The following is a 12,472-nucleotide window of genomic DNA, read 5'->3' as shown; positions in this document are numbered from 1 at the left end:
GGAGGGGATCAAGATGAAGGTTGCGTTACGAACGAAACTGGCGGTGGCGGCCGCCGCACTCGCCCTACCGGCTACGCTCCTGATCGGGGCGGGGACGTCCTCGGCCGCCAGCGCTCCCAGAGGCGTCAGCACCGAGGTGCATCCGATGAACTGGACCAGCTCCATCTCCATGGTGCGGGCCAACAACGGGTGGCAGTCGCGCCGGTGGAGCGACGTGTCGTACACCCAGATCATCTTCAAGGGCTGCGTTTCGACGCACAACCAGAGCGTCACGATCGAACTGCGCCAGGACATCAGCGGCGCCCCTGACAAGTCCTATGGCACCCACGTACTGACCAACTGCTTCCACGGCAAGGACAGTTCAGGCACGTGGGACGGTCTGCCCTCGGGAAACTACTTCTTCCAGATCGACGCCGTCGACGACTCCGGGGCCTCCGACGACCCGGTGTCCGTGTCAACCGTCATCCAGGACACCACCAAGGCCGACGGCTAGCTACGGCCGCCTGTCGGCAGGCCGCCGCCGCCCGCCGACGGCCCGCGATCCACAACCGGCGGTAGGGTGCGGTCACCGCCTGTAACCGCCTGAACGGTGGTCCGTACTGGTGCAAGCAGGCCGGTCATGTCCCACCCCGCCGCCGGATCATCCGGGGGCGGGGCGGGGCCGTATGCGGATCGGTACCGGGCCAGGGCTGCGATGCCGACTGTGAGGGGCGTGCTGGTGGCAGCGCTTGTGCGCCAGCCTTGTTCGGCTGGTGACTGCCTGGTCATGGGTGTGTGGGTGCCGGTTGGCCTGCTGTCAGGGGGTGACCAAGCGGCTGCCGTTCAGCGGCGGGGATGGGGCGGATCGGCTGTCGTGGGTGTGGCTGCTCCCACTTCCACACGGGGGCCTCGAACGTTGGCGACGGTCGGGGTGTTCGTTGTGGTGAAGGGCCGGCAGCGGGGGGCAGGACCCGGTGGTGGCTGGAGTGCAACCTTCTGGGCACGGGGCTTGTCATGCTCATGGACGCGTCAATCGTGGTCTGGAGCAACTCTTCTGGGGGGAAGTAGATTTGATGAATAGATGTATCCCGCGCCGTGTGGTGGCGTTATCCGTAGCCGCGCTGACCGTGGCTGCCCTGGGCGTGCTGTCCGGCGGCACGCCGGCCGCCGCCGACACCACCGCACCCGTTATCACCCTGCAGCACCCCGCGACGGTCGCCGTACCGACCGCCGTGGCCACCGGCGTGGCCACGACCGCCCAGGCGTACCTGGTGTACACGACCGATTCGGGCGTGCTGACCGGCGCCACCATCACCGTCGACGCGCGGAAGCTGGCGAGGATCGCCGACGTGAGCTTCCCCGACGAATGCACGGTGAGCAACGCGATCGCCACCTGCTCGGAGTTCTTCTCCGCCGGCGGCCCGGGCGAATTGATCGCCGGCCCGCAGTTCACGATGACGGCCCATGCCGGCGTCGCGCCCGGCACCACCGCCTCGTACAAGATCACCGGGATGGCGGACTCGGCGACCTTCGTGGGCGCCACCGGCTCCGTACAGATCGGCGGGCCGGCCTTCAACCAGGTCCAGCCGCCTGAGCACACCGGGCTCGCGGTCGGCTCGACGGTGAGCGAGCCGGTGGAGTTCACCAACACCGGCGACCGGCCGGCCGCTGCCGCGCAGGCGTTGCTGATCGCCTCGCCCGGCCTGACCTTCGCCCAGCACTACGCCAACTGCCGGTACAGCTCCGTACCGGACGATCGCGAGGCCGAGAAGGCGCTGTGCACCTTCGACCAGCCGATCCTGATCGGTGAACGGGCGGCGCTGGCCACACCGGTGGACCTGAACGTCACTGCGACCGCCCTGTACACCTACCTCGACACCATCACCGCTCCGAAGGGCGACCCGCTCCTGAAATCGGAGCTGGCCGGCCGCACCTGGACGCGGGGCACGGGCACCACGCTCAAGCTCCAGGTGCTGGACCCGGGGCAGCCGAGCACTGCGCCGGTCGGCAAGGTCTCGCTCCCGTTCGCCGACCCCAACAGCGACGACCGGATGACCGCGCTCCAGGCCGACAACACAGCGGACTTCTCGGTCAGTGGTGCCACCGCGCAGGCGGCCCAGGGCGACACCGTCCCGCTCGACGTCAGCATGACCAACAACGGTCCGGCGACCTTGTTCGACCGCAGCATTTCGGACTTCGGGGTCATGGTCACCCTGCCACCGGGCACCACCGTGGTCGGCTCGTCCGCGAACTGCCACCCGGAGACCGACGACGACCCGCAGGCGGCGGCGCACGGTCCGTATGACTGCGTCGACAGCTACCTCGAACCGGCCGGGCATACAGCCGCCTTCACCGTGACCGTCCGGGTCGACCAGGTGATCGCGGGCGCGCAGGGCTCAGTGGCCGTCCTCTGGGGTGTGGACGGCGGCGGACGCCCGACGTACGACCCGGACGTGGCGGACGACAGCGCGGTGCTCGCCCTCAACTAGCGTGTCCAGAGCGGTCGTCGGCCGCGAACGAGCGAAGCCCCCGGCATGGGAATCGGGGGCTTCGCCGTATGCGGGGTGACGTCTGTCGCGGTCAACAGATCTGAGCGGTACGTAGAGGCCTGCCTTCGATCGTTCTGGCTCGCCTACCAGCGCATCCCGAGCGCGTCGAGTTCCGCCCGCCGCTCCGACGTGAGCTTGTCGGCCCGGCGCCGGCAGTTGCCGATGAACAGTCCCAGCTTCACGGTGGTCTGCCTCCCGTCCGGCTCGCTGAGCTGGACGACAGCCTTGCGGGGAACCGTCTGGAGGCTTCCCTCGCGGGCGTGGAACTCCTTGGCCGCCCCGGATATGTTCAGCGCCCATTCGTCGTTCTGTGTGCGGGCCGCTGACGGCCGCTCCGACCCCGCCGGGGACAGGGGGAGCATGTTCTCCAGCATCCAGGCCCGCGCGGGCAGCAGCTGGTCCCAGCCGAGGCGCTGCGCCTGGACCCACGCCCCGAGATCCTCGCCCTGGAGCGTGATCTGTCCGGGGTCGGTGGGCAGCTCGGTGCCGGCCTCGATGAGGCCCCGGCACAGCCGGTAGCGGCGCTGCCAGGCCACCGGCCAGGCCGGGCACCAGCTCGGTCGATGGCTTCCAAGGCATCGCGTAGATCCGAGCCAGGGTTCGTTTGCCCCCTGGTGAGGGTGGATCAGCCGTGGTGGCCGCCGCCGTCGAAGCCGCCGTGGTGGCCACCACTGTGGCTGGAGCCGCCGTGGTGGCCACCACCGTGGCTGGAGCCGTCGTGGTGGCCGGTGAGCCAGCTTGAACTGTGGCTGTGGTTGTTGTGGTGGCGGTCGTAGTGACCGGCGTCGCTGACGGGGACGGCTGTGGCGGAGTCGTCGATGGTGTTTCTGCTGCCGGAGGACGGACCGCGCCAGGGGCCGTGCCCGAGCCTTCGTGTCAGCCTTCTGGCGATGCCTGCCGCCAGGAGGATGGCGACCAATCCGACGATCCAGATGATCACAGGTGCGGTGGAAATCATTGTGCTCCCATCTCGCCGTGCTGAGTCTCAAGGATCGGGTCGGCTACGTGCGATGTCACGGGACTTGATGCACTTCAGAGCTTGGAGGGTCCCGGGAGCACTTTGGGTTCACTGGTGGAGCGTCGGAACCGGGCGAGCGCAGCCGCCACCATGGCTGGGCAGCATGGCCCCGTGCCCTGGTCCTTCGCGGCGTGCTGCTACCAGCGCATGCCCAGCTCGGCCAGCTCCTGGTGCCGCTCCGCCGTCAGTTTGTCGGCCCGTCTGCGGGCGTTGTCCACGAACATGCCGAGCTTGTGTTCGACTCCGTCCACGACCTCGACATGCTTCCTGGGCACCTGGAGGCTGCCTTCGCGGGTGTGGAACTGTCGGGCGGCCAGGATGTTCGCCGCCCATTTGTCGGCTTGTGTACGGGGCGCCTGGGACCTCTCGTCTGGCTCTTCGGGGGTGTCGTCTGTCCGTGCAGTTGCGACACGAGCATGAGCCGTTTCCAACTTGGCGGAGCGGCAGGTCAGTTGGCGTCGGCGTGGCGTTGAGGAAGTAGTGAAGCTCCTGGTAGATGGGTTGTCGACCAAGATCAACCTGTCCGCCCGGAGCTTCACGTGCTTGTCTACCCATCGGGATCGATCTGTCCAGCGCAACCCTGCGGTACCTGTCCGGTCTGCTGGCCACCCGGCGCCGCGAGCGCGGGACGCGGTGGCGCCGGCTCAGTACGGACCGGCAGGCCCTGCTGGTCCTGGCCCACATGCGCTGCGGCCACACCTACGCCCAGCTCGCCGCCGGGTTCGGCGTCGGGATCGCCACCGTCTACCGGTACATCGGCGAGGCCGTCGAAGTCCTGGCAGCCCTCGCCCCCGGCCTCACCACGGCCGTCCGGACCGCGGCCCGCAAGGCGTTCGTGATCCTGGACGGCACACTCCTGCCGATCGACCGGATCGCCGCCGACCGCCCCTTCTGCTCGGGAAAACACAAGAAGCACGGGATGAACGTGCAGGTCATCGCCGACCCTTTCGGCCGGCTGCTGTGGGCCTCGCCCGCCCTGCCCGGAGCAGTCCACGACATCAAGGCCGCCCGCACCCACGGCATCATCGACGCCTTGGCCGGCGCCGGCGTGCCCTGCTGGGCCGACAAGGGATATCAAGGGGCCGGCGGCACGGTCCGCGTCCCTTACCGGGGCCGCTGGGACACGCTCTCCGCAGGCCAGCAGGCAGTCAACGTCTCCCACGCCAGGATCCGCGCCCTGGGCGAGCAGGCGATGGCCACGCTCAAAACCTGGCGGCTGCCGCGCAAGCTCCGCTGCAGCACGACCCGCATCACCAACCTGGTCAAAGCCGTCCTCACGCTTCACCTGGCGACGTCAAGCTGAGGTTGGAAAAGGCTCAATGGCTCCATCACAGCTTGCTGGGGCAGCACGCTCATCCCGTAAGTCACACAATAGTCTGGGGCGTCCTGAAGCCAAGGAGGAGCGCTGCGGCGGCACCAGCCTCGATCTTTCGTGACGGTTCGTCGGCTTCCCTTCGGCGCGTTTGCGGTCGTAGTAGCGGCGTGGTTCGTCGCAGCTGCGGATGCTGATCAGTGCGGAGGTGTAGAAGACGCGTTGGAGGCCTCGGCTGTACCGCTTCGGTCGGCGGAGGTTGCCGCTGATCCTGCCCGAGTCACGGGGAGCTGGTGCCACCCCGCCGAATCCCGCCAGGCGGTTGGGCGTGCCGAAGGCGCTCATGTCCCCGCCGGTGGAGGCCAGGAACTCGGCGCCGAGCAACGGGCCGATACCCGGCATGCTGCTGATCACCTCGGCGTCCTTGTGGTCATGGAATCGCGCCGCGATGAGCTTGTCGGTGTCCGCGATAAGTCCGTTGAGGCGCATGACCTCCTTGACCACTGAGTGGACAAGGAGGGCGGCCGGCTTCTCTCCAGCAACGCTGGTCAGCTGCCTACCGGCGGCGTCGGTAGCCGTTGCGGCCAGCTGAGCGGAACCGCGGACCTTCCGGTTGCGCAGCCAGGTTTCCAGGCGGCGGGCACCGATGCGACGTATCGCCGCTGGCGTCTGGTAGCCCGTGAGCAGCACCAGCGGACCGGCGTTGGTCAGGTCGAAGGCTCGTTCCAGGGCCGGGAAGATGCCGGTGGGGTGCCCTCGCAGCCGGTTGATCACGCGGGTGCGGTCCTCGACCAGGTCACGGCGGTGGCGCGTGAGGACCTTGAGCTCGGTGACGAGCGGGTCGCTGGGCCGCCCAGCCGTCCGCACCGGACGCAGCCCCGTCGACGGTCGGGTCGACCAGGTGCCCGGCCGTCGACGGAGCGTCGTACCGCCGCGCCGGGGGAGGCAGCGCGCGCCCTCCGAGGCCCGTCAGGGGTATGCCGTGCGCAGCCGGGCACGGCCGGGTGTTCCTTGTCACGCCCCCTGCATGTTTGCCGAGATCAGAGGCCGTTTTGCCGGGGGGTTTTGCACAGCAGAAGGCGTCTATGGACGTGGGTCGGCCCACCGGCTCCCAGGACAGTCGATGGGGGCAACTTTGCCCTCGCTTTGCCATCGAAAACGGGGTCCCGCTGAACGCCTTACGCGGCACGTCCCGGCCGTGTGAGGATCCCCCGGCTACTGACTGCGAAGCGGCTGAGCCGCTTCTGAGGAGGCATGGTGGAAATCACGTGGGGGGGTGCCCGGCGCCGCGGCCCGGGCAATCCGAAGAGGACGTCACGATGGCTGAGACGGGTGTCGGCGCTGGCGGTACTGGCCATGGCTGTCGAGACGGCGACCGTCGCGGCCAACTCGGGGGTGGCGTTCGCCGCACCGCGAACGGTGCACGAGGGAGCGGTGACAGCGACTCCTACGCCGACGCTGGGAGCGGCGCAGGCCCAGGACGTGCCGTCGGCTCGCCTGATGGCGCGTCTGCAGCACCGGCGCATCGAGGCTCTGAGCGAGCGTACGGACGCGTCGCAGACGTTCCTGAACCCGGACGGTTCGGTGACCTACGCCGTCTCCGCGCAGCCGGTGCGGGTCAGGCGCGGCGGTGGATGGACTGACCTGGACGCCACGCTGCAGCTCGGCGCGGACGGGAAGGTCGCACCGGTGGCGACGGAGTCGGCGTTGTCGCTGTCGGGGGGTGGTGGGGGTCCGCTGGCGACGATGGTCGTGGACGGCAGGAGCGTGTCGCTGTCGTGGCCGTCGAAGCTGGCGATGCCGGTGCTGTCCGGTGACACCGCGACGTACGCGAACGTGCTGGACGGAGTGGACCTGCAGGTCACCGCTTCGGTGACAGGCGGTGTGGAGGAGACGCTGGTGGTCAGGACCGCCGCTGCCGCCGCCGATCCGGCCCTGGCTGATCTCGTGCAGGGTGTGGCGACCGGCAGCGGCACCAGCGCCGCCACGGACGCCGGCGGCAACCTGACGGTCAAGGGTGCCCGCGGCCGGCTGCTGGTCACCTCCCCGGCGCCGGTGATGTGGGACTCGGCCACCAGCGCCGAGACCGCTGCCCCATCCGCCGGCGCGAACACCGCCGGCTCGGCGCCGTCCCCAGCCCGCACGCGGACGGCCGCCGGAACCCGTTCCAGCGCCCGGGGCCCGGGCTCGCGTTCCCACCAGGCACGCGTCACCGCGCGGCTGAAGGACCACACACTGCACCTGGCCGCCGACCACCGGCTGCTGACGGCGAAGTCCACGGTCTTCCCGGTCTACATCGACCCGGCGTACGTGCCGCACCCGGCGTCGGGCTCGACGCTGCACTACGACGAGGTGCAGCAGGCCTACCCCACGACCTCGAACTGGGGCGTGACGCCCAGCGGCGGCCTGGCCGTCGGCTACCAGGGCTTCTCCTCGCCCACCGGCATCGAGCGCACCTACTACAACCTCAGCATCCCCAGCTCGATCTGGGGCGCGGTCATCCAGTCCGCGAAGCTGAACACCAAAGTCAGTAGCGCCTCGGCGTCGGGAACCAACACGGACACGGTCAACGCCTTCTCCACGTGCGCCATCAGTTCGACGACGACGTGGAACAAGCAGCCGTGCAAGGACACCGCGGCAAACCCCAACTACCCCTCCCCCAGCGCGTCGACGACGTTCACCACCACCAGCAGCAGCCCCAACCTGCCGGTGACCTTCGACGTCACCTCGGGCATGCAGAAGATCGCCGACCTGCACAACACCAACTGGACGATGGGGCTGTTCAACGCCACCGAGACCAACGACCTGGACCGGGTGAAGTTCGCCAACAACCCGACGTTCTCGATCACCTACAACCACCGGCCGTCCAAGCCAACGCAGGTCGCGCCGGTCACGGGTGCCAGCGTCAACGACGCCACGCCGGCCCTGCAGGCATCGGCGACCGACGCCGACAGCGACACGGTCAAGGAGCTTTTCCAGGTCGACAAGACCGACGGCACCACCGTGGTCGCCTCGGGCTACTCCGCCTACGTCAACTCCGGTGCCACGGCGACCTGGTCGCCGACCACCGCACTGGCGGACGGCACCTACGAATGGCACGCCTCCTCCTACGACGGCCAGAACTGGTGGAGCCCGAACAGCGACTGGACCGCCTGGCGCACGCTGACCGTCGACACCAGGGCACCGGCCACCACGTCCGTGTCGTCGGGTGACTTCCCGGCGGGAACCTGGTCCGGCACCGCGGACGCCTCGGGCGACTTCGCCGGCTCCTTCACCTTCACCCCGCCGACCACCGACACCGCCTCGGTGGTGTGGACGCTCGACGGCGGCACCGCCCACACCCACACCACCACCGGCACCGCCGTCTCCGACACCCTGACGTTCCGGGCCGGCAAGCACGTGGTGAGCGCCACGACGCACGACAAGGCCGGCAACGTCTCCACGGCCACCACCTACACCTTCTACGCGGGCGCCGGAGCAGCCCTGCTCTCGCCCGCCCAGGGTGACCGTCCGGCCCGCCGGATGGAGCTGGCCGGGCAGGGGAAGTCCACCGAGACCGGCGTGACCTACCAGTACCGGATCGGTGAGACCGACACCTGGCACACCGTGCCCACCGCGGACGTCCGCGCACTTGACGGCTCCGCCGCGGGTGCCTGGCCCGTGGCCGCACCCGGTGGCGTACCGGCCGCACTGACCTGGAACGTCACCGACACCCTGGCCCAGGACGGGCCGGTGGACGTCCGTGCGGCCTTCACCGACGGCACCAGCGCCGACAACTCCCCGGCCAACACGGTCACGGTGGACCGCAACGCCGGCTCCGCCCCGTCGCTGACGGCCGGTCCGGCGTCAGTGAACGCCCTGACCGGGGACGCGGCGATCAGCGCCACCGACGCCTCCGGATTCGACCTGTCCGTCACCCGCAGTGCCACCTCGCGCCGTCCCGCCAACGGGTCCGCGCAGGAGGGGCAGGTGGCCGTCTTCGGTCCGCAGTGGACCTCCGGCACCACCGCGGAGACCACCAACTCCGACTGGTCCTACCTCCACGCCACCTCCGCCACCTCGGTGGCCCTGGTCGACGCAGGCGGGAACCCGACCGGTTTCACCGCCACCACCGGCGGCGGATGGAAGCCCGAACCCGGCTCCGAGGACCTGGCGCTGACCGGAACGCTCACCGGTACCTTCACGCTGAAGGACAGCGACGGCACGACCACCACCTTCGCCAAGGTCGATCCCGCCGCCACGGCGTGGCAGGTCAGCTCGACGTTCCTGCCCACCACCGACTCCACCACGCAGGTGGTCTCGGAGAAGGTCACCGTGGGCAGCACGGTGCTGGCACGTCCGAAGTACGTGGTGGCTCCGACCTCCGCGGTCACCCAGGCCACCTGCGCCGCCACGCCGGCGACCAAGGGATGCCGGGTCCTGCAGTACGTCTACGCCACCGCCACCACGGCCGGCGCCTCGACCTTCGGCGACTACGCCGGCCAGGTCTCCCAGATCAAGCTGTGGGCAACCGACCCGGGCGGTTCCGCGGCCACCGCGTCGACGGTGGCCCAGTACGCGTACGACACCGCCGGCAGGCTCCGCCAGGAGTGGGACCCGCGGATCAGTCCCGCGTTGAAGACGGCCTACGACTACGACAGCGCCGGCCGCATCACCACTCTCACCCCGGCCGGTGAACTGCCGTGGACGTTCGCCTACGGCAACGTGGGCAACACCGCCACCGCGAGCGACGGCATGCTGCTGTCGGCCTCCCGGGCGACCCTGACGCCGGGCAGTGCCACCCAGACCAACGGCACCGCGACCACCAGCGTGGTCTACGACGTTCCGCTGAACGGCACCGGCGCGCCCTACGCCATGGGCAGCAGCGACGTCGCCGCATGGGGGCAGGGCGACGTGCCCTCGGACGCCACCGCGGTCTTCCCCCCGGATGCCGTCCCCGCCTCGCACGACGGTGCGTCGCTGGCCGACGACGCATACCGGCGCGCCAGCGTCACCTACACCGACCCCTCGGGCCGGGAGGTCAACACCGCCGGCCCCGGCGGGCACCTCACCACTACCGAGTACGACCAGTTCGGCAACACCGTGCGCGAACTGACCGCCGCCGACAGGGAGCTGGCGCTGGCCACGGCCGGCGACGGCCTGGCCAAACAGCAGCGACTGGGCATCGACGGCCTCGCCACGGCCGACCGGGCGCGACTGCTGTCGACCCTGTCGGTCTACAACAGCATGAGCGTGGCGGCGGACGCCGGCACCGACAAGGACACCGACCCGGCCAACGCCGGCCAACGCGAGCTGGAGACGTTCGGGCCGCTGCACATGGTGACCCTCGTCTCGCCCCTGCACGCGGCCGACGGCGGCACCGACCTCCCGGCCGGATCGTTCGTGCCGGCGCGACAGCACACCGTGACCGCCTTCGACCAGGGGCGCCCGACCGACGGCACCGCCACGGTGGCCGACCAGCCGACGACCGTCGTCGTGGGCGCGGCGGTGCTGGCCGGTGACACCTACTCCGGCGACGGCGACGTGCAGACCAGTACGACCGGCTACGACTGGGTCATGGGCCTGGCCAACCGCTCGGTCACCGATCCGGCCGGACTGGACGTGGTCAGGACCACCGGCTTCGACGCGCAGGGCCGCGTCATCAGGACCGCACTGCCCAGGTCCACCGGGTCCGACGCCGGTGCGACGGTGACGACCTACTGGTCGGCCACCGGCACCGGAACGTGCAACGGCCGACCCGAATGGGCCGACCTTGTCTGCTCCGTCGGCCCGGCCGGCGCGATCACCGGCGGCGGCAGCAACCCGGCGCAACTGCCCACCAGGACCACCACCTACGACCGCTGGGGTGACACGGCCACCGTCACCGACACCGCGAACGGCATCGCCCGCACCACCACCACCACTTACGACGGCGCGGGACGCAGAACTGGAACCTCGGTGACCGGCGGCGTGGGCACCGCTGTACCGGACGTCACCTTCTCCTACGATCCGGCCACCGGCCAGCAGACCACCACCAGCACCGCGAGCCAGACGACCTCCACCGGCTACGACGCCCTGGGCCGGCAGGTGTCCTACGCCGACGGCACCGGCAACACCACCACCACCTGGTACGACACGCTGGACCGGCCGACGAGGGTCACAGACTCGGCGCCCTCGACCACCACCTACACCTACGACACCGCCATCGACCCCCGGGGGCTGGAGACCTCCCGTTCCGACTCGGTGGCCGGAACGTTCACTGCCACCTACGATGCCGACGGCGACCTGGCCGGCGAGACCCTGCCCGGGGGCTTCACCCTGGCCCTCACGCGTGACGAGAGCGGCACGCAGACGTCGCGCACGTACACACGTGACAGCGACGGGCTGATCCTGGCGACCGATGCGGTCACCCAGACCGTGCAGGGCCAGCAGGCCAGCCACACCACCGACACCGGTGCCCAGGTCTACGCCTACGACGCGGCCGACCGCCTCACCCGCGTCGACGACACCCAGCAGGGCACCACCACCCACCGGGCCTACGCCTTCGACGGCGACTCCGACAGGACCGGCCTGATCACCACCGTCGACAACCCCGACGGCACCGCGGGCACCCCGGTGTCCACCGCCTACACCTACGACAGTGCCGACCGCCTGCAGACCCAGGGTGGGAACGGCGGCATCGTCTACGACGCCTTCGGGCGTACCACGGCCCAGTCCTCGGGCGCCGTCATCGGCTACTACACCGACGACCTCGTCCGCCAGCAGACGTCCGCCGACGGCGCCAGCCGCCAGACGTGGACGCTCGACCCCGCCGAGCGTCTGGCCTCCTGGACGACCGAGACGAACACCGCCGGCACCTGGAACCAGACGGGCGCCAGGACCAACCACTACGGCGACGGCACGGACAGTCCGAGCTGGACCGCGGAGGACACCAGCGGCACCCTGACCCGCAACGTGCGGGGCATCAGCGGAGACCTCGACGCCGTCACCGCCGGCGGCGGCACGGTGCTGCAGCTCACCGATCTGCACAGCAACGTCACCGTCCAACTGCCGCTGGACACCGCGACCGCGCCCACCGCACTCGCGTACGACGAGTACGGCAACCCGCTCACGGGAGCGGCGGTCCGCTACGGCTGGCTCGGCGGCAAACTCCGCTCGGCGGAGACGGTCACCGGCGCCACGCTGATGGGGGTGCGCCTGTACGACCCGACCACCGGCCGCTTCCTGTCCACCGACCCGCTCCCCACTGTCGGTGCCAACGCGTACGACTACGCCACGCAGAATCCGGTGACCCGTTCGGATCTGACCGGCATGTACTGGTTGTTCGACTTCTACCACTGGAAGGGGCACATCGGTTTCGGTTTCACCGTCCAGCAGGCCCGTATGATGTACCAGGGCTACCTCTGGGGCGCCGCGGGCCTCATCGGCGGGCTGTGCTCCTGGGCGCTGGGCGGCATCGGGGCGGCCATCTGCCTGGGCGTCGTCGGGGTCATCGTCGGCGTCATGTCTCAGGCCGTCAGTGCCTGGGGAACCTACAGGTACCGGGAAGTGGTCTTCTCCTACGGCTGGCACTGGAGCTGGTACGGAGGACACCCGTACTTCCATCACTCCGCAACTCACACCTGGTGGTAGGCG

7 protein-coding genes and 1 pseudogene are annotated in these 12,472 nt (G+C 69.9%); 4 read left to right on the top strand and 4 right to left on the bottom strand.

The annotated features are described in order from the left end of the window. Positions 1-145 precede the first annotated feature (145 nt). Together OG900_00405 and OG900_00400 are read left to right on the top strand one after the other, a co-directional pair. A complete protein-coding gene (locus OG900_00405) occupies positions 146-493 on the top strand; it encodes a hypothetical protein (GenBank protein WUH88737.1) in 348 nt (115 codons plus the stop codon). A 586-nt stretch (positions 494-1,079) separates the two neighbouring features. Further along, entirely contained in the window at positions 1,080-2,468 is a 1,389-nt protein-coding gene (locus tag OG900_00400; protein WUH88736.1) for a hypothetical protein, read from the top strand. Between the two features lie 143 nt (positions 2,469-2,611). On the opposite strand, the gene OG900_00395 is transcribed toward OG900_00400, so the two are convergent. The 3 genes from OG900_00395 to OG900_00385 all read right to left on the bottom strand — a co-directional run bounded on the left by OG900_00395 (position 2,612) and on the right by OG900_00385 (position 4,085). Next, positions 2,612-3,064: a helicase associated domain-containing protein gene (locus OG900_00395; protein WUH88735.1), complete on the bottom strand. Its 453-nt coding sequence runs from the start codon at positions 3,062-3,064 to the stop codon at positions 2,612-2,614. An 89-nt stretch (positions 3,065-3,153) separates the two neighbouring features. Then, positions 3,154-3,486 carry a hypothetical protein gene (locus OG900_00390; GenBank protein ID WUH88734.1) on the bottom strand — a complete coding sequence of 111 codons (333 nt, stop codon included), beginning with the start codon at positions 3,484-3,486 and terminating at the stop codon, positions 3,154-3,156. Between the two features lie 197 nt (positions 3,487-3,683). Beyond that, the gene (locus tag OG900_00385; protein ID WUH88733.1) at positions 3,684-4,085 is read right to left on the bottom strand and encodes a helicase associated domain-containing protein; all 402 of its coding nucleotides are present in this window, start codon (positions 4,083-4,085) and stop codon (positions 3,684-3,686) included. On the opposite strand from OG900_00385, the gene OG900_00380 reads away from it, so the two are divergent. Next, positions 4,043-4,849 (top strand): transposase family protein, encoded by an 807-nt coding sequence (locus OG900_00380; protein WUH88732.1) that lies wholly within the window; start codon positions 4,043-4,045, stop codon positions 4,847-4,849. The genes OG900_00385 and OG900_00380 overlap by 43 nt on opposite strands. Here the strand turns inward: OG900_00380 and OG900_00375 are convergent. Further along, a pseudogene (locus OG900_00375) lies at positions 4,841-5,689 on the bottom strand (transposase). The gene OG900_00380 and the pseudogene OG900_00375 sit on opposite strands and share 9 nt — an antisense overlap. 525 nt (positions 5,690-6,214) lie before the next feature. Between OG900_00375 and OG900_00370 the strand changes: the two are divergent. Next, complete coding sequence (locus OG900_00370) at positions 6,215-12,469, top strand: hypothetical protein (GenBank protein WUH88731.1); 6,255 nt, start codon at positions 6,215-6,217, stop codon at positions 12,467-12,469. Positions 12,470-12,472: the final 3 nt, after the last annotated feature.

The sequence above is a fragment of the Streptomyces sp. NBC_00433 genome, assembly GCA_036015235.1.
Taxonomy (GTDB): Bacteria; Actinomycetota; Actinomycetes; order Streptomycetales; family Streptomycetaceae; genus Actinacidiphila.
This window is presented reverse-complemented; position numbering and strand designations above follow the sequence as displayed.